Here is a 21,279-nt window from a genome sequence, read left to right on the forward strand (position 1 = left end):
GGTCTAACCATGCCCCGTCACCAGCTGCACCTGGATGCGCGTTCGCCGTCGATCATCGTCCCGATCACCGCCGGCGACCTCACGCAACTGGAGCAGCAGGCCGCGGCGTTGGCCGACGATCCCGTGGTCGATCTCGTCGAGTGGCGGGTCGACCTCTACGAGCCCGCCCCCGCCCGGTCCGGGGCGGCCGCCGCCGAGGCCGGGACGTCGACCGATCCCGGCCCGGCGGTGGCAGCGCTCGAGGCCCTGGCCGGGCTGCTTCCGGACACTCCGATCCTGGCCACGTTCCGCACCACGGCCGAGGGCGGTAGTGCCGGGATCACCGACGACGCCTACATCGCGCTGGTCGCATCTCTCGCGGCGACCGGCCTGGTGGCGGCGGTGGACGTCGAGCACAGGCACCCGCGGGCGGCACGGGCGATCGAGGCGGCCCACGCGCACGGCACCTCGGTGGTGGCGTCGAACCACGACTTCGATGCCACCCCGCCGGCCGCGGAGATCGTCGCTCGACTGGAGGCCATGGAAGCCGCCGGGGCGGACGTGGCCAAGATCGCCGTGATGCCCCGCTCGGCGGCCGACGTGGTGACGCTGATCGCGGCCACCGAGAGTCGCCACCGCGTCGCCGGTATTCCGCTGATCACCATGTCTATGGGCGCGCTCGGGGCGGTGACGCGTATCGGCGGCGGCACGTTCGGATCGGCGGCCACCTTCGCCACCGTGGGCGCGGCTTCGGCGCCGGGGCAGTTGCCGGCGGCCGGGGTGCGGGCCGCGCTCGATCTGCTGGGTTAGCCGTAGCGCCGCAGGACCTCCTTGCGGAGGCCGGAGGTGGCCACGTCCGCGATGTGCTTCTGGGCCTTCTTGAGCATCACTCCGGGAAATTTGATCTTGAGGTCCACCTCGAGGTCGAAGACCACCTCGGTGGTGCCGTCGCCCTTGTCCGTCAGCACATAACGCGCGTTCTGCACATTCTGGGTGCTGCTCTCGACGAGCGACCAGCTCACCTCCCCGTCGTACCACTCATACCGCACGACCATCTCGTCGGTCACGCCGTACTGCGCGATCTTCTCCCACACCACGATCGGCCACCCCTCGTCGTCGGCCTCGCGGATCTCGACCTCGCGGTGGGCCTCCGACCAGTCGACGAGGGATTCGACGTCGGCGAGGACCTCCATGATCTCCGGGATGCCGGCCTCGATCGTGGTCACTGACTGCACTGACACTGCCATGGTCGCCAAAGTTACCCTCGCGGCCCGCCCGTGGTGCGAGGATCGGTCCATGATCGCCGCAGCCGGTCCCGGCGGGTCGAGCGCAGACCGCAAGGTCGCGTTGCTGCGGGGGATCAACGTGGGCAGGTCGGCCAGGATCGCGATGGCGGACCTGCGGGCCTGCACCGAGGAGTCGGGCTGCACGGAGGTGAGAACCGTCCTCGCCACCGGGAACGTTGTGCTCACCGACCCACGCACCGAGGACGAACTCCGGGCGGTGCTCGAAGCCGCCTACGCCGACAGGTTCGGCTACGACGCGGTGGTGCAGGTCCTCACCCGCGATGCGGTCGAGGAGGCGGTGGCGGCGTACCCGTTCGAGTCGCTCGACGAGCACCACGACTACGTCGTTTTCTCCGATGACCCGGCGGTCACCCGGGCGGTCGCCGAGGCGATGGGCGCGGCGATCGAGCCCGGCGGCACCGAGGTTGTGACAGCGGGATCAGGGTGCGTGTACTGGCGGGTTCCCAAGGGGGCGACGCTGAACTCGGCCGCCGGCAAGGCCTTCGGCAACCGAGCGCATGACCGTCACCTGACGAGCAGGAACCTCCGGACGCTACACAAGATCCTCGCGGTGGGCTGAGACGCGTCAGGGCCCTTGGACGGACGCGCCGATCGTGTCGACGAAGGCAGCGAGGGGCCCGAAGATCGCGGGGAAGATCCCGTCCCACATGGCCTGCAGCTGGGAGAGGTCGAACGGGGGCATCGGTCACGCTCCTTCTGTGGGAGGGGTGGCGTGCGGGCTCTCCGCCTGCGCCGGGTTCCCTTCCGCAGACAGGATCCTCTGCACACGTGCTCGGACGCAACCCTTTGCCCGTGGCAGACTGCGAGCGATGTCCCACCGCCCGCCCACCGGATCCACTGCCGCCGCACTCGGCGCCGTGCTGTTGGCGGCCATCGCGCTGGGTGGGTGCTCGTCGGACCCGCGGGAGCCCGCGCCCGGGGACGCGGGCGCGACGTCCGTGTCCACCTCGGCGGCGCGGGTGCCGACGGCCGCGCCGCGGGAGTCCCCGCCCCCGGCGCGGTCGTCGTCCCCCGCCACCGACAGTCCCGTCCCCTCGGAGTGGGGCTCGCCCTCGCCCGTCCCGCCGTTCATCGAGGCCGCGACCTGGGGCGACTCCGACTACGGGGTGACGCTCGAGGTCGCCCCGTCCACCGCCGGCCGCCAGGCGTGGGGGGACGACGATTCGCGAACGGCCTGGCGGGAGGTCGTCCGGCTCGTCCCCGAGGCCGACAGCCCGGGGATGTGGGAGCAGTTCGACTGCCACTGGACCTGGGCGCGACTGCTCGAGCCGGACAAGCCCACCTGGAATCTCGAGCCGTGGCGGCCGGTGGTCTCGCCCGAGCGCATGCTGGCCGAGGGGTGCAACCCGGGAGGGCCGGAGGTGTGAGGGCGATCCGCCGCGCCACCGTGGCCGACGCCGCCGGTTGTCTGGACGTGTACGCGCCGTACGTCCGCGAGACCACGGCGACGTTCGAGACCGAGGTGCCGCCGGTCGACGAGTTCGCGGCGCGGATCGACCGGGCACTGGCGGGGTACGACTGGCTGGTGGCCGAGCTCGACGGCCGGATCGTCGGGTACGCCTACGCCGGGCCGGTCAAGGACCGCGCGGCGTACCGCTGGTCATGCGAGGTGGGCGTCTACGTCGATCCGGGCGCGCACGGCCTCGGGTTGGGGCGGTCGCTGTACCGGGAGCTGTTCGCCCGGCTCGAGGCGGCCGGGTTCCGCCGACTGCTGGCGATCGTGACCCTTCCCAACGAGCCGAGTGTGGCTCTACACCTGGCCATGGGGTTCCGCGAGGCGGGCCGGCTGGAGCGGATCGGGTTCAAGCACGGGCGGTGGCTCGACGTGGGGTGGCTGCAGGCCGACCTGGGACCGGAGTCCGGCGCGCCGCCCCACTGACCTGCTCGTGGTCTGCCTCGACCTGCCCGCCCGGCCCGGTGCGACCGGCGGCCGGGGTGGCGCGGCGGACCAGCCCGGCGCACAGCTCGTCGAGCCAACCCCCCACCGACCCGCGGGCGGCTTCGGTGCCCGGATAGCGGCAGCGCACGTGCAGCCCCGAACCGCTGACCACGAACCACACCATCACCCCGTCGGTCCGGATCGCGGCCGACACGTGCTGCGGGCTGAGGCTCAGGTCCACGTCAACCGGCAGGCGGCGGTGGTCGAGCCACGAGATCGCGAACATCCCCGGGGTGTGCGGCATCCCGCCGTACGGGGCGAGTATCGGCCCCAGTGCGTGCGAACCGAGGTCGACGGCCTCGCGCACGGCCACCGCGCACGCGGCCGGGTCGGGGTCGTCGCACTCGATCACGGAGTTGGTGATGAACCACCCCACCGAGTCGTTCCAGCGGGCGGAGCGCACATCGTGGCGGGAGTGCACAGGCAGGACCGCGCGCAGGCCCACCCCGGCGCGGCGGTGGAGTACGGCCGTCATCTCGGCGATCGCCAGCGAGATCATGCGTACTCCGCCGGCGGCGGCCGCCTCATCCAGGGCGGCGACCCCGGCCGGGTCGAGCACGTCGCGCACCTCGACCACCTCCTCGAGCGGGGTGGAGATGTCGCCCAGGTCGAGCGGGAATACCGGCATCTCACCGCCGCCGCGGGCCAGGATCGCGGCCCAGCGTCGGTGCACCTCGTCCGGCGCGGGCGGGCGGGCGGCGAGCTCGGCGGTGTGGGCGGCAAACGCCGTCGCCGGCGGCAGGCAGGTGCCCGGTTCGAGGCCGCAGGCCAGGTCGTCGAGGCACGAGCAGAAGTCGCGCATCAGCACCAGCAGCGACCAGGCGTCGACGTGGCAGTGGTCGAGCCCGATCACCACGACCGGCCGCTCCCGCTCGTCCCGCGGCTCCACCAGGCACAGCGCGTGCGCCGGCCGGGCGAACGGGCAGCACGCCTTGTCGAACACCCGGCGCAGGACGGCCCTCGGGTCCTCCTCCGGCTCCGCGGGCGGGGTCCGCCACCCGAGTGGCCGCACGGTCACGGGCCGAAGGCGCAGCTCGTCGTCGTTGTCGTCGTCACGGTCGTCGCGGTCGTCGCGGTCGGTCCTCCCCTCGTGCTCGTCGCGGTCGTACCCGCCTCCGGTGAGCACCGTGCGCAGCGTCTCGTGGCGCGCGACCACCGCGAGCCACGCCCGCGCGACCTCGTCCCGGTCGGCCGGGAACGGCAGCGTGAACGCCACGGCCATCCACGAGCCCGGGCGGGGGCCGAGCGAGGCGTGGCGCGCCTGGTCGAACGAGGGGGATCGATCTTCGCCGTGAGCTGGGGTGACATCGGTCGCAAACCGGTGCACGACGCCGTCGGGGAGCGACATCCGCGTTACGGTGGTGAGCCTCATGGCCCGGACGGTAGGGGCGGCGTGTTACGGGGAAAGGCGCGAAGTGTGACGACGACGAGACGGCTCGACGCCCGGCCCGGCGGGGACGGGCCCGCGCTCGCCCGCGACGTACGCGGGGACGGGCTGCCGGTGGTGCAGTTGCACGGGCTCAGCTCGAGCCGGCGCCGCGACGAGGTGTTCGGCCTCGACCTCACGGCGGGCCGCGACGGCCTGCGGGTCGTGCGCTACGACGCCCGCGGTCACGGTGAGTCCCCGGGCACCGCGGACCCGGACGACTACACGTGGCCGGCGCTGGCCCGCGACCTGCTGGCGCTCCTCGACGAGGAGTTCCCGGGCCGGCGCGTACACGGGGTGGGGCAGTCGATGGGCTCGGCCACGCTCCTCACCGCCGCGGCCGCCGAGCCGGACCGGTTCGCCTCCCTCACGCTGGGCATCCCGCCGACGGTGTGGCAGTGGCGGCGGGAACAGTCGCGGGTGTACGAGCTGGCCGCGCGGCAGGTGGAACGCTGGGGCGGGGCCCGGTGGTCCGAGGTGACCCGGCAGCCGCCCACCTCGCCGGCCATCGACCCGGCCCGGCCGGTCACCGCGCCCGACGTGGCGGACGAGTGGCTGCCCGCGGCGTTCCGGGGGGCGGCCGCGACCGACCTGCCGCCGGAGGAGCAGATCGGGCGGCTGCGGATGCCGGTGCTGCTGCTGGCGTGGCCGCAGGACGCCTCCCACCCGCTCGAGGTGGCCGAGCACCTGCTGGAGCTGCTGCCGGACGCCCGGCTCGAGGTCGCTCGCTCCCCGACGGAGGTCGAGGCGTGGCCGCGGGCGGTGTCGGCCTTCATCGGGGGCCTCACTGACGAGACCGCAGCAGCCCCGCCTCGTTAGCGCGGGTGGCCACCGCGGCGCGACTGCGGGCGCCGAGCCTGGTGATGATGCGGCTGACGCGGTCTTTGACCGTGTGCACGCTCAGGTGGACACGGTCTGAGATCTCCTGGTTGGAGTAGCCGTCGGCGATCAGGGCGATGATCTCGAGGTCGTCCTGCAACCCCATCACGCGCGCCGTCTCGAGCTGGAGCGAGCTCTCCACGGCGTCGAGCGCCTGTTCCGTCCGGCCCGGGTCACCGCCGGCGCCGCCGACCATGAGGTTGAGGCGCCGGTAGACCTCGAGCGCGGCGCGCTGCTGCTCCTCGAGAAGCTCCAGGCGCCTGGTCTTGGTGGCCAGGCTGGCCTGGAGCCGGCGCAGCTCGGTCATGTCCCGGCCGACGCCCTGCCGGCCGACCAGCCGGCCGCCGCGGTAGATGTTCCCGGCGTGGATTTCCAGGTCTCGGACCTGGCCGTCCGGCTGCAGGATCCGCGTCTCGAAGTAGCGCCCAGGGTCGGCGCTGGCCATCCCCAGTCGGAAGTGCTCGACGGTCTCCGCGAGAGCGTCGGGGTCGATGACCTTGGCGAAGTGCTCGCCGATCAGATCCGCGAGGTCCCAGCCGAAGATCCGTTCGCCGGCGGGGTTGATGTAGGTGAACCTGCCGTCGGTGTCGACGGCGTAGACGACATCCGCGAGCCGGGCCAGGAGGTCCCGGTAGTCGAGGGACGGATCGTCGTGCATCAGCCCAGGCTACGGCAGCGTGTGTGCCCGGCCCGGCCCGCCGGGGCCGGCACCCGTTCGGGTGATCCTCCACGACTTCCGGGGGTGTCACCGCGATCACGAACCCGGCGAGAATGTGAGTCAGACGACACTGCGACCACCGCGAGCGCCCCGACAACCCCCAGGAAACCATTGTGACCTCCACCGCCACCCCGTCCGCGTCCGCGATCGCCACCCGCCTGTCGGAATCGGGCACCCTCGCCGACCTGTTCCTCGCCACGGCTGCCGCCCACCCGGGCGAGGTCGCGCTCCGCTCCCACGAGACGGGAGCCGAGGTCACATACGCACAGGCCCGGGCACGGGTCGGGGCGATCGCCGGCACGCTCCGCGAGCTGGGTGTGGCCCCGGGCGAGCCGGTCGCCCTGATGCTGCGCAACCGACCGGAGTTCCACCTCGTGGACACCGCCGTGACGGTGCTCGGCGCCGTGCCGTTCAGTCTCTACAACACGTCGGCGCCGGATCAGCTCGCCTACGTCCTGGCGGACGCCGGTGTGAAGACCATAGTGACCGAGTCGGCGTTCGTCGGGGTCCTCGGGGCTGCACGGGGGTCCGCCCCGGCGGTGGAGCGGCTCGTCCTGGTGGACGAGAGCCCGGACGACCACGACGACCTGCTGCGCGAGTTGGCCGCCGAGGAGACCGCTTTCGACTTCTCCTGCGCCGAGGCGATCCGCCCCGACGACCTGCTGACGCTCATCTACACCTCCGGCACCACGGGGCCGCAGAAGGGCGTCGAGCTCACCCACGAGGGCATGATCACGCAGCTTCGCGGAGTCCATCACGCGGTCCCGCTGCCGGGACACGGGCGCCAGATCTCGTTCCTGCCCGCGGCCCACGTGGCCGATCGCTGGACCTCGCACTACTCCGGCTTCATGGCCTACGCCAACACGGTGACGTGCGTGGCCGACATGGCGGAGCTGCCGGCCGCGCTCGCGGCCACGCGCCCGACCCTGTTCGGCGCCGTCCCGCGGGTATGGGAGAAGCTCAAGGCCGCGCTCGAGGCGGGTTACCCGGGTGACGCCGTGGCCGACTCCGTCGCGAACCCGCAGGTAGCCGAGGCGCTGCGGGCCAAGATCGGACTCGACGAGGCCCGCTGGGTCGTGACCGGGGCGGCCCCGACCCCTCGCGGTGTCCTGGAGTTCTTCACCGCCCTCGGCCTCCCGCTCTGCGAGATGCTGGGGATGTCCGAGGTCTCGTGCTGTGTGGCCACCAACACCCCGGACGCCATCAAGCTCGGGAGCGTCGGAAAGCCGCTCGACACCGTCGAAGTCCGGATCGCCGAGGACGGCGAGGTGGCGGTGCGCGGCCCGCAGGTCATGCGGGGGTACCGCGGTGCGCCGGAGAAGACCGCCGAGGCGATCGACGGCGACGGGTGGCTCCACACGGGCGATATCGACCGGCTCGACGAGGACGGCTACCTGTGGATCGTCGACCGCAAGAAGGAGCTGATCATCAACGCGGCCGGCAAGAACATGTCCCCGGCCAACATCGAGATGGCCATCCGCTCGGCGGGCAACGCGATCTCCCACGTGGCCGTGATCGGCGATCAACGCCCCTACAACGTCGCCCTGATCGTGGCGGACCCGCAGCGGGCGGGCGACCCGCAACTCGAGAAGGCGATCCGGGCGCAGGTCGATCGCGCCAACGCCACGCTGTCGCGGGTCGAGCAGATCAAGAAGTACACGGTGCTCCGGCAGGACTGGCGCCCCGGGCACGAGCTCACACCCACGATGAAGCTGCGACGCCGGGTGGTCGACGATCTCTACGCGGCGGAGATCGAGCAACTCTTCGCCTGAACGTGGCCACCGGCCTCCGGTGGCGCGCCGCCGCGGCGCATCCACACAATGGGGCCATGCGTGAACTTCAGAGGACGATCATCGACCACCTCGGGGTGAAGCCCGAGATCGACCCGGCCGCCGAGGTCGACCGTCGGGTGCGGTTCCTCGTGGACTACCTGCGGGCGAGCGGCGCCAAAGGGTACGTGCTGGGACTGTCCGGCGGGGTGGACTCGACACTGGCCGGTCGTCTAGCCCAGCTCGCGGTGGAGCGGATCCGCGCGGAGGGCGGGGACGCGGTGTTCGTGGGGATGCGCCTGCCCTACCGGGTGCAGCACGACGAGGCCGACGCCGTCGCCGCGGTGGAGTTCGTCGACGCCGACGAGACCGTGACCGTGAACGTCGCACCGGGGGTCGACGCCCTCAACGGGGCGATCCGGGAGGGCACGGGGGCCGAGCTCACCGACTTCACGAAGGGCAACGCCAAGGCGCGCCACCGCATGGTCGCCCAGTACGCGCTTGCCGGGGACCGCGGACTACTGGTGATCGGCGCCGACCACGCCGCCGAGAACGTCACCGGGTTCTTCACGAAGTTCGGCGACGGCGCCGCGGACGTGTTGCCGCTGTCGGGCCTGAACAAGCGTCAGGGGCGCGCGCTGCTGCGCCACCTCGGTGCGCCCGAACAGCTGTGGGACAAGGTTCCCACCGCCGACCTGCTGGACGAGAACGAGGGCCAGACCGACGAGGACGAGCTCGGCCTGCGCTACGACGACATCGATGACTACCTCGAGGGCCGCGACGTCCCCGAGCACGTCGCGCGGACGATCGAGTCGGTGTGGCACCGTAACCGGCACAAGCGCACCACGCCGGTCGAGGTCTCGGACACGTGGTGGCGTCCGGGGGAGCAGACCGCTCTCGTGGTGATCGACATGCAGAACTCGTACTTCGAGTTCCCCGAACTGGCGACGGTGCGCGACGAGCTGGTGCCGCGGGTCAACGAGCTCATCCGTACCGCCCACGACGCCGGACGACCCGTCGTGCTGGTGCGCACCGAGCACTCCCGCGACAAGTCCACGTGGACGCTCAACATGTGCGAGGACGACCAGGGCTTCGCGTTCCCCGGCACCGAGCAGGCGCAGTTCCTCGACGAGTTGGCCACGGGCGATCACGTGGAGGTGGTCAAGACCCGCGACAGCGCCTTCTTCGAGACCGAGCTCAAGGCCCGGCTCGAGCAGCTCGGCGTGGACCACCTGCTGCTGTGCGGGGTGTCGACGCACAGCTGCGTGTCGCAGACGGCGATCGACGGATTCGCCGAGAACCTCCACGTCGCGGTCGCCCGCGGTGCCATCTCGTCGGACAACTCCGCCCTGTCGGAGGCGCTGCTGGACTTCTGCGCCGACCAGATGCGCCAGCCGATCATCGACCAGGAGGCCAGCCTCGAGCTCCTGCGAACCGGCGCCTGGCCCGACGGGGACTGACCCGACGGCCGCGGTCTAACCCACCGGCCGCGTGACGCGGCCGTCGGGGTAGCGGGCGAACCGGGTCTCGCCGCGCGGGTGGACGGGGTCGTTCTGCGGCAGGTCCCAGGTGCCGAACACGCCGGCGCGGTACTCCTGCATGGCGGTGACGATGTCCTCGCGGGTGTTGCCGACGAACGGCCCCTGCTGGACGACCGGGGCGCCGATCGGCCGGGCCTGCAGGACGAGGAACGACGCGCCCTCGTCACCGGCGGTCACGGTGACCGTCTCCGGGGCGAGGACGGCGGCGTCGTACCCCAACTGCCGGTCGTCGACCGTCAGCGGCCCGCCGTAGTTGTAGAGCACCCGGTTCGCCGAGGGGTCGGCACCGGGTAGCTCCGTGCTCACGCCGGGGTCGAGGGTGACGATCCAGATGGCCAGGTGGTTCTCCGGTCGCGCCGCCCAGGAGTGTGGGGGCGGGTCGAGCGCCCGCACGCCGTCGATCTCCCCGGCGATCAGGCGGAACCTCGCGGCGGCGCCATCGGCTCCGCGGACGACGACCGGGGTCTTCTCGGACCAGAACATGTCGAAGTGTGGCTCGGCGGACTTGTCCTCGGGTGCGAGGTTGAGCCAGATCTGGAACAGCTCCATGGTGTTGGGCCGCTCGGTGTCCAGGAGCGGGAACATCTCCGAGTGCGAGATCCCGGAGCCGGCGGTGAGCCACTGGGTGTCGCCGTGGCCGAAACGGGCCGCCGCGCCGAGGGAGTCGGCATGGTCGACCACGCCGTCGAGCACCACGGTCACGGTCTCGAACCCGCGGTGCGGGTGCTGGGGGAAGCCGGGGACGGTCTCACCGTGGTACATCGACCACCCGTCCTTGCCCGAGAAGTCCTGACCCAGGGACCGGCCTGCGAGGGAGGCGGCGGGACGCATGGTCTCGCCCTCGGCCGGAGGGAACTCGTCACGGTGATGGACGGCGAACAGGAACGGGTCGAGGCCCGGCCACTGGCCTCCGAGCGGGACGACCTGGCGGATGGCGGACATGGTTTCCTCCTGCGGTGCACGGGTGCCGGGGTGCACGGGTGAGCTGACACGACTTTTTGCTGTCACATCAGTTAACCGCGTGGGGCGTCGCGGTGTTCCCGCTGCTCCCTGAACTCCAGGTAGGCACGCCGCCCCAGGAACACCACCAGCAGCACCACGATCGCCGCGACGACGGCGTTGGACGCCCATCCCGCCACCGACTCGATCCGGTGCCACTGTCCCCCCAGGAGGTACCCGGCCACCACGAACAGCGAGTTCCAGATCAGACTGCCGGCCGTGGTGAGCAGCACGAACAGCAGGAGGCTCATCCGCTCCACACCCGCCGGGATGGAGATCAGGCTGCGCACGACGGGCACCATGCGACCGAAGAAGACCGCGCCCCGGCCGTGGCGGGTGAACCAACCCTCGGCCTTGTCGAAGTCCGCGACCTGGATCAGGGGGACCCGGTCGAACAGCGCGCGGACCCGCTCGGCACCGAGCCAGAAACCCAGACCGTAGGCGAGGATCGCCCCCAGCACGGACCCGAGGGTGGTCCAGAAGATCGCACCGGCGAGGGTGAACGTGCCCTGCGCCGCGCTGAACCCCGCCAGCGGCAGGATGACCTCGCTGGGGATGGGCGGGAAGACGTTCTCCAGACCCACGACGAGGGCCGCGCCGGGCCCGCCGAGCGCCTCCATGACGCCCACGGCCCAGCCGGCGATCCCGCCGAGATCACCCTCGGTCGAAAGGATCACAGGAGCGGCGACCTCGATCAGCCCCGCGCGACCACGCCGGTGACCGGGATCCGGCCGTCCACGGCCTGGCGGAAGTTGAGCACCGCGCGCTTGACGTGGTCGCCGGTGGTCACGACGACGGCGCCGGTGGTGCCGCGCTCCCGGAAGATCCGGTCGGTGAACTGGGCGTTCTGCACCGTGGAGGCGGAGTTCCCCTCCTCGGTGATCCGGAACGGCGCGATCCCGGCGCCACGCAGCCAGTCGCCCATCGCGCGTGCCTCGGTGCGCCCGTTCTGCGGCACGCCGCCGGTGACGATGATGCGGGCGGTCGGGTACGCCTGCGCCAACCGGTATCCGGTCCGCAGTCGCTCCTCGAGCACGGGGCGGATGCCGCCGTCGGGGAGAAGTCCGGCACCCAGGATGACGATGTCGGTGGTGAACGGGTTGACGGTGAGCACCGCGGGATCGTCCACGGTGGGGACCTCGAAGTCCCCACACAGCGCCAGCAGCTCCTGGCCGACGTTCTGGCAGCCGAGCATCGTCAGGCCGCTGTACAGCGCGACGCCCGACGGCACCTCGGCCGACCCGGCGGAGGCGGTGCCCGCTCCGGCGCCCAGCGCGAGAGCGGCGGCGGCCGCGACGGCGGCGAGACGCCTCTGAGTTCTACGCACGATAACGGTCCTCTCCCGAGCAGTGTCGTGACCCGTTGGTTATCGCATTGTGCGTGAAGGTCGTTACCTGTGACACGGGGAGGTCACGCGCGACCCGCGTACCCTTCACGGCTTGCCGGAAGGATACGACAGGGTCACGGCCGTGCGGTACCTCCGCGATGCCGACCCACACCTGCGCGCGCACATCGACGCCGTCGGTCCGTGCACCCTCACCCCGACGCCGGACACGGGGCCGCACACCCTCTTCGACCGGTTGGCCTCGTCGATCCTGTCCCAGCAGCTCTCGGTGAAGGCCGCCGCGACGATCGCGGGCCGGCTGCGCGGGCGGGCGACGAGCGACGCCCAGCTCGACCCCGCGCTCGTGGCCGCACTGTCCGACGAGGAGCTGCGGGCGTGCGGGGTCTCGCGGCCGAAGGTGGCCGCCCTGCGGGACCTCGCCGATGCGGTGCGTGGGGGTCGGATCCCCACGCTGGGGGAACTGAGGGACTACGACGACGACGAGGTCATCTCCTCCCTGACGACGGTCCGCGGGATCGGCCGGTGGACCGTGGAGATGCTGTTGATTTTCCTGTTGGACAGACCCGACGTGTTCCCCGTGGCCGATGTCGGGGTGCGGCGGGGTTTCGAACGGGTGCTGGGTCTGGACGACAAGGCCTCCCCCGCGATGATGCTGGACCACTCGGCCGGCTGGGCACCGTACCGGTCGGTGGCGTCCTGGTACCTGTGGCGGGCGGTGGACCAGACGGGCGAGGCGGCCCCGGCGCCCACCTCCTCGTCCTAGGCTTCACGACCATGGCGAACCTCTACTGGGAGCGGGTGCGGGCGGCGACGGCCCGCGCCGCGGCGGGCGCACGAGACGTCAACCGTCATCCCACGTCGGTCGAACTGCTGCGGCGGGCCCGGCGGGCCCTGCCCGGGGACGCCGGTTTCGGCGACCCGCTCTCGGCCGCCGGCCGCGACAGCGCGGGGACGATCGCCCGGGTGGCCGGCCGGCTGTTCGACGAGCAGCCCACCGCGTCCCGGGAGGTGACGCTCGGCGGGCTCCAGGTGTGGCACGCCGTGCTCGAGCGCACGGGGCGGGCCGGCGGCGGGAGCGAGGTGACCATCGTGTTCACCGACATCGTCGGGTTCTCCGACTGGGCGATGCGCGCCGGCGATGAGGAGTCGCTGCAGCTCCTCCGACGGGTCGCCGCGGCCACCGAACCCGAGGTGCTCGCCCACCGTGGCGCCGTCGTCAAACGTCTCGGCGACGGACTGATGGCCACGTTCCCGTCTCCCCAGCTGGCGCTGGACGCGGTGGCCGCCTGCCTGGACGGGGTCGCCGGCGTGGAGGTGGCGGGCTGGCGTCCGCGGTTGCGGGTCGGCGTCCACACCGGGCGCCCGCGCCGGATCGGGGACGACTATCTCGGCATGGACGTCAACGTCGCCGCGCGGCTCGCGGAGAAGGCCGGCGCGGGCGAGATCCTCATCAGCGAGTCCACCCGCGCCGGACTGGACCCCGACAGCGTGGCGACCCGCCCCAAGCGGACCTTCCGGTGGGGCGGGGTCAAGGGTGTGCCCGACGGGATCGCCGTCTACGTGGCGACCCCGCGCTGAGGAGTTCGGCGGGACCGGGAGCGGGGAACCCGCCATCCGCCGCCCCACCCCGGAACCGGCCGGACCACCGCCGACCACCGGCATCCGGTAGAACGGACGCATGGCAACCACCAATTTCAAGGGCAACCCCGTCAGCACGTCCGGCGAGCTCCCCGCCGTCGGCTCCAAGGCCCCGGATTTCGAACTCGTCGGCACCGACCTCGCTCCCGTGACCTCCGGGTCGCTGGCCGGCAAGAAGCTCATCCTCAACATCTTCCCCAGCGTCGACACGGGCGTGTGCGCCCAGTCGGTGCGCACCTTCCACGAGAAGGCCTCCGGCCTGGAGAACACCGAGGTCGTCAACATCTCGGCCGACCTGCCGTTCGCGCACAAGCGCTTCTGCGCCGCCGAGGACATCGAAAACGCCACCGCCGGCTCGACCTTCCGCAGCGACTTCGCCGCGGACTACGGCGTCAAGATGACCGACGGCCCCATGGAGGGCCTGCTGGCCCGCTCGGTCGTCGTGGTCGACGCCGAGGGCAAGGTCGTCTACACGCAGCTCGTCGACGAGATCACCACTGAGCCGGACTACGACGCCGCGCTCGCCGCCGTGAACTGAGCGCACCGCAGCGAACGACGAGGCCCGCCCCCGACGAACGGGGGCGGGCCTCCTCGTGTGGTCTACCGCGCCGCGACTCAGGCGCTCGCGTCCACCAGGGAGAAGCGGCGGGTGGCCTGCTCGAGCTGATCGAACAGCGTCGCCAGCTCCTCGGAGCGGCGCTCCGCGGGCTGCACGCCCTCGGGGCCGAACTCGGTGAACAAGCTCAGCGAGATCTGCTGACGCACGCCGTACATGTGGAAGTTGGCCACTATCTGCCGCCAGTGCTCCACGGCGCGCACACCACCCTCGGCTCCGTAGGAGACAAAGGCGACGGGCTTGTTCGCCCACTCGCTACCGAGCGAGTCGAAGGCGTTCTTCAGGCCGCCCGGGACGCTGTGGTTGTACTCGGGGGTGACAAAGACGAAGGAGTCGTACGAGTCGATGGTCGAACTCCAGCGCTGCACCCGCTCGTCGGAGTATTGCTTTTTCGCCGCGCCCGGCACCGTGGCCGAGGTGAGCAGCGGGACGTCGAACGACTTGAGGTCGACCAGCTCATAGGTGGCGTCCTGCCGCGCCTGCGATTCCTGCGCGACCCACTCGGCCACGGTCTGCCCGGAACGCTCCTCTCGGATGCTGCCCAGAATGATGCCGATCTTCACGTACGGTCCCCTCTCGTCGTGCGGGTTACTGACGACGAGAACACTACTTGATTGACGTGACACCTACTACCGGTGGCCGTAGACCGTGACCGTCGCCACGGCACAGACACGCCCCCGCTCGTCCCTCGTCGTCACCTGGGCGATGCCCCAGCTCCGCCCGTCGTGCAGGACCTCGGCCCGGACCGTCACCGGCTGCACCAGCGGGATCTGACGCACGTACCGCACGTCGAGTGAGGACGAGCTGACCTCGCGTTCGTGCGGGAACACCGCGGCCCCGGCGACCTCCGCGGCCGCCGCGAACACGCCGCCGTGCAGATTCCCCAGCGGGTTGGCCAGCGCCGGCTCCGGCGCGATCACGCCCTCCACGACGCGGGTTCCGCCCGGGCCGTCGTCCCGCTCGTCCAGCGTCAGGCACAGGACCTCGGCCAGCGTTCCCGGCGCGAGTCTGGACGGCCACGGCGGCTCGTCGTCGTACCCGTCCGGGTCCACGGCTCCCGCGATCTCCATGGATTTGACCAGTCCGGAGGCGATCACCCCGCCGTCGTCGTCGACGACCTCACCGCGCGTCGTGAGGCAGTGACCGTCGTCGCCCAGGTGGTCCGTGCGGATGCCCAGTCCCGCCGATCCCGCGCGCGGGCGCGCCAGCAGGTCCATCCGCAGCTCGGTGGTGACCGTCCACATCCCCTCGGGGCGCCGGCGGTGGTTCTCCGACCCCAGGCCCGAATCCACCAGGACCGCCAGACCGCCGGTGGCGAAACGCCCCGACGGGTCGGTGAACTGGTCGGCGACCGGCTGGTGCCAGCTCACCGAACCGTCCGGGTTCGGGCTGAACGTCAACCCCAGGCGGGGCTCCGGACCGTCGTGCTGCGATTCTCTCACCCGCCGACGCTAACACGTGTTCTCGTTCACTCCCCGCGACCGCGCGCGCCGGATCGCGTCCGCACAATGGAGTCGTGCTACTGAACCGCGAGGCCCTCACGACCCCCCGCCGCTGGCCCATCCGCGTCGCCACGACCGTGATCGCCACCGGCATCGTCATCCTCGTGCTGGCGGCAGCGGCGGGCGGTGCGTGGCTGCTCCTGCGGTCGGCCGTGCACGGCGCGATCGACTCCGCCGACCGCTCCCGGGCGGTCGAGGTGGCGGGTGGGCTGGCGGCCCGGGGTCCGAAGGCGTCCCTCGAGCTGGTCTCCGAACCGCTGTCCGGGGTGGACCTGGTGCGGGTCGTGGCGCCCGACGGCCGCGTCCTGGCCGGTCAGGTCACCCGCGGGCTCGAGAACGTCCCCGCGCTCCCCTCTCCCGCCCCCGGTCAGGTCATCCAGCGCGACCTCGACGCCCCGAACGGCGCCGACCTCCGCCTCACCTCCGTCGGCGTGGAGGTCCGCGGGGGAACGTTCGCCGTGGACGTGGCCACCGACACCGACCGCTACGACTCCCTCCTGGCCACCGGCGCGGTGCTGTTCCTGGCGTTCGTCCCCGTCGCCGGCCTGGCCACAGCCGTGTTCGTCCACTACGCCATGGGGCGGGTGCTGCGGCCGGTCGAGTCGATCCGCTCCCGCGTCGCCGAGATCTCCGCCTCCGGCCGTGGCGAGCGGGTCCCGGTCCCCGAAGCCGAGGACGAGATCTCCCGCCTGGCCCGGACGATGAACGCCATGCTCGCGCGCCTCGACGCCGCCCGCACCGCACAGGTCGCGTTCGTCGGTGACGCCTCGCACGAGCTGCGCAGCCCGCTGTCCACGCTGTCGACGATGCTCGAACTGTCCTCCACCTCCGGCACCCCGGTGGACGTGGAGACCGTCGACGAACTGCTCCTGCCGGAGGTGCAGCGGATGCGCACGATGGTCGAGGACCTGCTCCTGCTGGCCAAGAACGACGAGCGCGGCCGGCCGCTGCGCCGCGACGACGTGGACCTCGACGACATCGTGCTCTCCGAGGCCGCCCGGCTGAGGGGCCTCGTCGGCGGAGGCAACGGAGGCGACGGCAGCGGCGGGCTCGAGGTGGCGGCCTCGGTGGAGCCCGCGCGCCTCGTGGGCGACGCCGATGCCCTGCAGCGCGTGGTGCGCAATCTCGTCGACAACGCCCGCCGCCACGCGCGCGACCGGATCGCGCTGCGGCTCACCGTCGACCGCACGACCCCCGGGGCGCCGCGCGCGGTGGTGTGTGTGGACGACGACGGCGAGGGCGTTCCGCCTGATCAGCGGGATTCGGTGTTCGATCGCTTCGCCCGCCTGGACGCGGACCGCGCGCGGGGCAAGGGCGGATCGGGCCTGGGTCTGGCGATCGTCGCCGAGATCACCCGCTCCCACGGCGGCTCGGTCCGGGCGGAGGGCGCCCCCGGCGGGGGCGCGAGGTTCGTGGTCGAGCTGCCGGTCGAGTCACTGGACGACGACGTCGACGACATCCCCACCGGCCCGGCCCGGCCCGCCTGAGCGGTCATCCCGCACAGGGTCCCGCCCCCTGCGCCCGCGCACATCCGCTCCCGCGCCTGGCGTCTCGCTCGCGCGCCTGTACACATCAACAACAGCCGCCCGCAACCATGGCGTCTGGCCTGCGCATCGGTTCACGCGAGACGCCATGGTGGCGAGCGGCTGTGGCAGGACGGATGGCCACGCGCAGACGCCGGCGAGGAGTGGGCGAAGTGGCCCGGCTCAGGGGCGCGCCGCGACGCTGTCCACCAGTCGGTAGCCCTGCCCGCGGACGGTCTCGATGGCGCGGGCCCCGAACGGGGCGTCGATCTTGCGTCGCAGGTAGCCGACGTACACCTCGACGATGTTGTCGTCACCGTCGTAGGCGGCGTCCCACACGGCCCGCATGATCTGGACCTTGGACACCACCTGGTTGCGATGGCGGATGAGGTACTCGAGCACCGCGTATTCACGCGCGGTCACGGTGATCCGCGTATCTCCGCGGCGGACCTCCCGCGCGGCCGGGTCCACCACGAGGTCGCCGGCCTCGAACGTCGCCGGGCGCTCCGGCGCCCCCCGCCTCACCAGAGCCCGGAGTCGGGCCTCGAGGACGACGAACGAGAACGGCTTGACCAGGTAGTCGTCGGCGCCCAGGTCGAAGGCGTCGGCCTCGTCGTATTCGCCGTCCTTGGCGGTGAGCATGAGCACCGGGGTCCAGACCTCGCGGCGTCTCATCTCGCGGACGACGTCGTACCCGCTGCGCCGCGGCATCATGATGTCCAGCACGACCACGTCGAAGTCGTCGGCGCAGGCCATCTCGAGGCCCTCCTCACCGTCGGCGGCGGTCTCCACGGCCCAGCCGCCCGTGACGAGTCCCCGGCGCACGCTCTCGCGCAGCGCCGGCTCGTCGTCGACCACCAGGACCCGCATCGGCGTGTCGTCCTACCCCTCGGGGTCGATCTCCTGGTCCATCCGCTCTGCGGGGACCAGCGAGTCGGCGTGCCGCCGGACCACCTTCGCGGGGACCCCGGCCACGGTGGTGTGGGGCGGGACCTCGTGCAGGACCACCGATCCCGCGGCCACCCTGGAGCAGGCGCCCACCCGGACATTGCCCAGCACGATCGATCCCGCGGACAGCAGCACGCCGGAGCCGATCTTGGGATGACGGTCGCCGTCCTCGTTGCCGGTGCCGCCGAGGGTGACGCCCTGCAGGATGGACACGCCGTCGCCGATCACGCAGGTCTCGCCCACGACGATCCCGGTGGCGTGGTCGACGAGGATGCCCGAGCCGACACGGGCCGCGGGATGGATGTCCATCGCGAACACCTCGGAGATCCGGCTCTGCAGGAACGACGCCGCCATGACGCGCCCGGAGTTCCACATCTCGTGGGCCACGCGGTGCACCTGCAGGCCGAGGAAGCCCTTGGCGAAGAGGTAGGGCACCAGGTAGTTGGGGTACGCGGGGTTGCGCTCGAAGCTCACCACGAGGTCGGCCGCGACGGCCTCCAGAACGTGGGGATGCTCCACCAGCACCGCCCGGATCTCCTTCTCCAGCACGTGCCGACCGATCTCGGGGGTCGCGACCCGGGAGGCGGCGAGGCGCGCGAGGGATTCGCCGAGGTCATCACAGCCGTCGATGAGGTCCAGGACCAGTCCCGCGATCAGCGGTTCGTTCCTGCTCGAGGTCGCGTCCAGCGACAGGCGGTTCCAGACGGCGCGGACGGAGGAGTCGGCCTCTGCCCGCGGGACGCACGGGTTCTCGGTGCTCATCTCGATGGTCACCTGATACAGCGTATGCCTGCCCCGGCGGTCGGGGCGAGTCACACCTCCCTCGACGGCCCGCTCCCCGCGCGGCAGGATGGGGCCATGATCCTCATCAACGTGCGTTTCGACGTCAAGCCCGAGTTCGCCGAGTCCTGGCTCGAGTTCACCCGCGAGTTCACCGAGGCCACCCGCGCCGAGCCGGGCAATCTCTTCTTCGACTGGTACCGGTCGCCGGAGTCCCCGAACACCTTCCTGCTGTGCGAGGCCTTCCGGGAGGGCGACGCCCCCGCCCAGCACGTGAACTCCGACCACTTCGCCGAGTTCACCGGCTCGGCCGCCCCGCACCTCGAGCGGACCCCGCGGATCATCAACACCACCGCCGAGGGCGAGGAGTGGGGGACGATGGGCGAGATCACCGTCGAGTAGGCGACGACCCCGCCGGACGTCGCGTCAGATCGAGCTGCCGAGCGCCGACTGCGCGAGAGCGATCGGGTCGACCGGCCACCACTGGCCGTAGTCGAGCGCGTAGACACGGTTGAGGTCGGACACGACCCCGCCGACGGTGACCTGCTGGCGGACCGGCAGCTGGTGGATCGTCGCGCTCGGGTTGAGGCGCCCACCGGAGCCCCAGTCGTGCTGCCAGAAGTACCGCCCGAGGCCGGTCTGACGGCACCAGTCGATGGTGGGGGCGTTGGCGTACACGCCGAGCTCCATCCCCGCGCCGTGGAGATGGGCGCGCCAGCGCTCAAGGTACGGGCGGATCTGGTTGTCGAACTGCCACCGGGTGGGGTTGTCGTCGATCGCGACGTACATCGGCACGCCGGACGGCCCGCCGGCCTCGCGGTGGATCCGGATCCCGATCGGGGCGTGGCGGTCGCCGCCCGCGGCGCCTTCCCTCCAGTCGGCGGTCTCGGCACGCCCGTACTGGTAGCAGGAGACCATGTTGAGGCCACTGCGGCGGAAGTCGTCGACCTCGCGGCGCAGCAGCGGCTTGCCCGTCATCCACTCGGCGCCGGGGCGACGGTTGGAGCAGTACCGCACGGCGCCCATGTGGCCGGCCGCGCGGATCGACGCCGCCGACGGCGGGCCGGAGGCGTAGTCGAGCAGTGTGCCGATCGGGACGCCGACACCCGCCCCCGGCAGCGCACCGAGCCCGGCGGGGATCGAGGACTGGGCACCCACCGCGGGGGTGATGCCCGCGGCGAGGGCGCCCGCCCCGGCGGCGCCGATGCCGGCGCGGCGCAGGAAGGTTCGGCGGTCGAACGTCATGGGGCTACTCCGGGATCTCGAGGAAGGGGCACGCGGGGGCACGTGTGACACGTGGGACCCGCACACCCGACGAGTGTGTCACAAGGACGTCGCGAAGGATATCCCGGCGTTACCACACGGACGGACCACCACAGCGCAGGCACGGCTGGTTGACTGATGTTCATGACTCGAGCGCACAGATGGTCCGCCACCGACATCCCAGACCAGACGGGCCGGACCTTCGTGGTCACGGGCGCCAACGGCGGGATCGGGCTGGCCACCACCGCCGCACTCACCGCCCGGGGCGCCCGGGTCGTCATGGCCTGCAGGAACGAGGAGAAGGCGCAGGAGGCGCGCGCGACGCTCCCCGCCGGTGACCGGGAGCGCGCGCAGGTTCGCCTGCTCGACATGGCGGACCTGGACTCCGTCGACGCGTTCGTGGCGGCCACGGCGGCGGAGGGTGCGCCGGTCGACGTGCTGATCAACAACGCCGGCGTTATGAACATCCCTCACGCCCGCACCGCGCAGGGACACGAGATGCAGTTCGGGGTCAACGTGCTGGCACATCACGCGCTCACCCTGGGGCTGGAGCAGATGCTGACGGACCGGGTCGTGTGGCTGGGCTCGCTCGCCCACCTGCGCGGACGACTCGACTCCGACGATCTCGACATGGACGTGCGCGGCTACCGCCCCATGGCGGCGTACGCGGACTCCAAGTTGGCGTGCATCATGCTGGGCTACGAGTGGCAGCGCCATTTCGAGCGGTCCGGCAGCGGGCTGCGGTCGGTCGCCGCCCATCCCGGTTACACGGCGACCGACCTCATCCGCCAGAGCGGTAACCCGCTGGCGGACCGCTTTTTCGAGTTGGGCAACTCCATCACGTGGGCGGGCCTGACACCGGAGATGGGTGCGCTGTCCGTGCTGTACGCGGCGACGGTGCCCGGCCTCGCCGGTGGCGAGTTCGTCGGCCCCGATCGCCTCGGGGGCCTGCGCGGGCATCCGAAGCCCGCCCGGTCGGGTCGCCGTTCGCACGACCGGACCACGGCCGCCGCACTGTGGCGGCGGTGCACGGAGATGGCCGCGTTCCAGCGGGCATGACGAGGGTCACGACGACGACGAGGTCATCCCCCGCAGAGTGGTGACCGT

At 71.9% G+C, this 21,279-nt stretch carries 24 protein-coding genes and 1 pseudogene; 14 read left to right on the plus strand and 11 right to left on the minus strand.

The features are described from left to right. Positions 1-9: 9 nt before the first annotated feature. Positions 10-789 (plus strand): type I 3-dehydroquinate dehydratase, encoded by a 780-nt coding sequence (aroD, locus tag J1M64_RS06155; RefSeq protein WP_154830187.1) that lies wholly within the window; start codon positions 10-12, stop codon positions 787-789. Here the strand turns inward: aroD and J1M64_RS06160 are convergent. Continuing rightward, on the minus strand, positions 786-1,226 hold the full coding sequence (locus J1M64_RS06160) for an SRPBCC family protein (protein ID WP_154830186.1): 441 nt from the start codon (positions 1,224-1,226) through the stop codon (positions 786-788). The genes aroD and J1M64_RS06160 overlap by 4 nt on opposite strands. A 49-nt stretch (positions 1,227-1,275) precedes the next feature. Here J1M64_RS06160 and J1M64_RS06165 point away from each other — a divergent pair, with 49 nt between their 5' ends. The 3 genes from J1M64_RS06165 (at position 1,276) to J1M64_RS06175 (ending at position 3,165) form a co-directional block, all read left to right on the plus strand. Next, the gene (locus J1M64_RS06165; protein ID WP_206473486.1) at positions 1,276-1,845 is read left to right on the plus strand and encodes a DUF1697 domain-containing protein; all 570 of its coding nucleotides are present in this window, start codon (positions 1,276-1,278) and stop codon (positions 1,843-1,845) included. 250 nt (positions 1,846-2,095) lie between these two features. Next, positions 2,096-2,653: a DUF2599 domain-containing protein gene (locus tag J1M64_RS06170; protein ID WP_206473488.1), complete on the plus strand. Its 558-nt coding sequence runs from the start codon at positions 2,096-2,098 to the stop codon at positions 2,651-2,653. Continuing rightward, complete coding sequence (locus J1M64_RS06175; protein WP_206473490.1) at positions 2,650-3,165, plus strand: GNAT family N-acetyltransferase; 516 nt, start codon at positions 2,650-2,652, stop codon at positions 3,163-3,165. The genes J1M64_RS06170 and J1M64_RS06175 overlap by 4 nt, the downstream gene beginning before the upstream one ends. On the opposite strand, the gene J1M64_RS06180 is transcribed toward J1M64_RS06175, so the two are convergent. After that, the gene (locus J1M64_RS06180) at positions 3,089-4,597 is read right to left on the minus strand and encodes a hypothetical protein (protein ID WP_206473492.1); all 1,509 of its coding nucleotides are present in this window, start codon (positions 4,595-4,597) and stop codon (positions 3,089-3,091) included. The genes J1M64_RS06175 and J1M64_RS06180 overlap by 77 nt on opposite strands. Before the next feature lie 45 nt (positions 4,598-4,642). Between J1M64_RS06180 and J1M64_RS06185 the strand changes: the two genes are divergently transcribed. Next, on the plus strand, positions 4,643-5,470 hold the full coding sequence (locus J1M64_RS06185; protein ID WP_206473494.1) for an alpha/beta fold hydrolase: 828 nt from the start codon (positions 4,643-4,645) through the stop codon (positions 5,468-5,470). On the opposite strand, the gene J1M64_RS06190 is transcribed toward J1M64_RS06185, so the two are convergent. Next, positions 5,436-6,188, minus strand: a complete 753-nt coding sequence (locus J1M64_RS06190) for a PAS domain S-box protein (RefSeq protein WP_154830180.1) — start codon at positions 6,186-6,188, stop codon at positions 5,436-5,438. The genes J1M64_RS06185 and J1M64_RS06190 overlap by 35 nt on opposite strands. A 173-nt stretch (positions 6,189-6,361) precedes the next feature. On the opposite strand from J1M64_RS06190, the gene J1M64_RS06195 reads away from it, so the two are divergent. The 3 genes and pseudogenes from J1M64_RS06195 to J1M64_RS20345 all read left to right on the plus strand — a co-directional run bounded on the left by J1M64_RS06195 (position 6,362) and on the right by J1M64_RS20345 (position 9,477). Then, the gene (locus tag J1M64_RS06195; RefSeq protein WP_206473496.1) at positions 6,362-8,020 is read left to right on the plus strand and encodes a long-chain fatty acid--CoA ligase; all 1,659 of its coding nucleotides are present in this window, start codon (positions 6,362-6,364) and stop codon (positions 8,018-8,020) included. Positions 8,021-8,076: 56 nt separating this feature from the next. Beyond that, a pseudogene (gene nadE, locus J1M64_RS20340) lies at positions 8,077-8,895 on the plus strand (ammonia-dependent NAD(+) synthetase); the annotation flags it as partial. Positions 8,896-8,919: 24 nt separating this feature from the next. Next, positions 8,920-9,477: an isochorismatase family cysteine hydrolase gene (locus J1M64_RS20345; protein ID WP_307872384.1), complete on the plus strand. Its 558-nt coding sequence runs from the start codon at positions 8,920-8,922 to the stop codon at positions 9,475-9,477. A gap of 15 nt (positions 9,478-9,492) precedes the next feature. Here J1M64_RS20345 and J1M64_RS06205 read toward each other — a convergent pair whose 3' ends face one another. The 3 genes from J1M64_RS06205 to J1M64_RS06215 all read right to left on the minus strand — a co-directional run bounded on the left by J1M64_RS06205 (position 9,493) and on the right by J1M64_RS06215 (position 11,884). After that, the gene (locus J1M64_RS06205; protein WP_206473509.1) at positions 9,493-10,500 is read right to left on the minus strand and encodes a pirin family protein; all 1,008 of its coding nucleotides are present in this window, start codon (positions 10,498-10,500) and stop codon (positions 9,493-9,495) included. A gap of 71 nt (positions 10,501-10,571) precedes the next feature. Beyond that, positions 10,572-11,177: a DedA family protein gene (locus J1M64_RS06210; protein WP_206473575.1), complete on the minus strand. Its 606-nt coding sequence runs from the start codon at positions 11,175-11,177 to the stop codon at positions 10,572-10,574. Between the two features lie 74 nt (positions 11,178-11,251). Then, positions 11,252-11,884 (minus strand): YdcF family protein, encoded by a 633-nt coding sequence (locus tag J1M64_RS06215; protein WP_206473511.1) that lies wholly within the window; start codon positions 11,882-11,884, stop codon positions 11,252-11,254. A gap of 112 nt (positions 11,885-11,996) precedes the next feature. Between J1M64_RS06215 and J1M64_RS06220 the strand changes: the two genes are divergently transcribed. From J1M64_RS06220 to tpx, 3 genes are all read left to right on the plus strand, one after another. Continuing rightward, the gene (locus J1M64_RS06220; RefSeq protein WP_206473513.1) at positions 11,997-12,665 is read left to right on the plus strand and encodes a DNA-3-methyladenine glycosylase; all 669 of its coding nucleotides are present in this window, start codon (positions 11,997-11,999) and stop codon (positions 12,663-12,665) included. An 11-nt stretch (positions 12,666-12,676) separates the two neighbouring features. After that, positions 12,677-13,480 carry an adenylate/guanylate cyclase domain-containing protein gene (locus J1M64_RS06225; RefSeq protein ID WP_132062913.1) on the plus strand — a complete coding sequence of 268 codons (804 nt, stop codon included), beginning with the start codon at positions 12,677-12,679 and terminating at the stop codon, positions 13,478-13,480. Between the two features lie 100 nt (positions 13,481-13,580). Further along, on the plus strand, positions 13,581-14,078 hold the full coding sequence (tpx, locus tag J1M64_RS06230) for a thiol peroxidase (protein WP_067718959.1): 498 nt from the start codon (positions 13,581-13,583) through the stop codon (positions 14,076-14,078). 77 nt (positions 14,079-14,155) lie between these two features. On the opposite strand, the gene J1M64_RS06235 is transcribed toward tpx, so the two are convergent. Further along, positions 14,156-14,719, minus strand: a complete 564-nt coding sequence (locus J1M64_RS06235) for an NADPH-dependent FMN reductase (RefSeq protein ID WP_206473514.1) — start codon at positions 14,717-14,719, stop codon at positions 14,156-14,158. A 66-nt stretch (positions 14,720-14,785) separates the two neighbouring features. Continuing rightward, entirely contained in the window at positions 14,786-15,598 is an 813-nt protein-coding gene (locus tag J1M64_RS06240; RefSeq protein WP_206473516.1) for a hotdog fold domain-containing protein, read from the minus strand. A 74-nt stretch (positions 15,599-15,672) separates the two neighbouring features. Here J1M64_RS06240 and J1M64_RS06245 point away from each other — a divergent pair, with 74 nt between their 5' ends. Next, on the plus strand, positions 15,673-17,145 hold the full coding sequence (locus tag J1M64_RS06245) for a cell wall metabolism sensor histidine kinase WalK (RefSeq protein ID WP_206473518.1): 1,473 nt from the start codon (positions 15,673-15,675) through the stop codon (positions 17,143-17,145). Positions 17,146-17,364: 219 nt separating this feature from the next. Here J1M64_RS06245 and J1M64_RS06250 read toward each other — a convergent pair whose 3' ends face one another. Beyond that, on the minus strand, positions 17,365-18,051 hold the full coding sequence (locus J1M64_RS06250; RefSeq protein WP_154830172.1) for a response regulator transcription factor: 687 nt from the start codon (positions 18,049-18,051) through the stop codon (positions 17,365-17,367). Between the two features lie 12 nt (positions 18,052-18,063). Further along, positions 18,064-18,903, minus strand: coding sequence for a serine O-acetyltransferase (locus J1M64_RS06255; protein WP_082924056.1), 840 nt, complete (start codon positions 18,901-18,903; stop codon positions 18,064-18,066). Positions 18,904-18,987: 84 nt separating this feature from the next. Here J1M64_RS06255 and J1M64_RS06260 point away from each other — a divergent pair, with 84 nt between their 5' ends. Beyond that, the gene (locus J1M64_RS06260; RefSeq protein ID WP_067718946.1) at positions 18,988-19,311 is read left to right on the plus strand and encodes a putative quinol monooxygenase; all 324 of its coding nucleotides are present in this window, start codon (positions 18,988-18,990) and stop codon (positions 19,309-19,311) included. 24 nt (positions 19,312-19,335) lie between these two features. On the opposite strand, the gene J1M64_RS06265 is transcribed toward J1M64_RS06260, so the two are convergent. Further along, the gene (locus J1M64_RS06265) at positions 19,336-20,154 is read right to left on the minus strand and encodes a DUF1906 domain-containing protein (protein WP_119192546.1); all 819 of its coding nucleotides are present in this window, start codon (positions 20,152-20,154) and stop codon (positions 19,336-19,338) included. A 162-nt stretch (positions 20,155-20,316) separates the two neighbouring features. On the opposite strand from J1M64_RS06265, the gene J1M64_RS06270 reads away from it, so the two are divergent. Then, positions 20,317-21,231, plus strand: a complete 915-nt coding sequence (locus J1M64_RS06270; protein WP_206473520.1) for an SDR family NAD(P)-dependent oxidoreductase — start codon at positions 20,317-20,319, stop codon at positions 21,229-21,231. The last annotated feature ends 48 nt before the right edge of the window (positions 21,232-21,279 follow it).

The organism is Dietzia sp. KRD202 (assembly GCF_017168155.1).
GTDB lineage: Bacteria > Actinomycetota > Actinomycetes > Mycobacteriales > Mycobacteriaceae > Dietzia > Dietzia kunjamensis.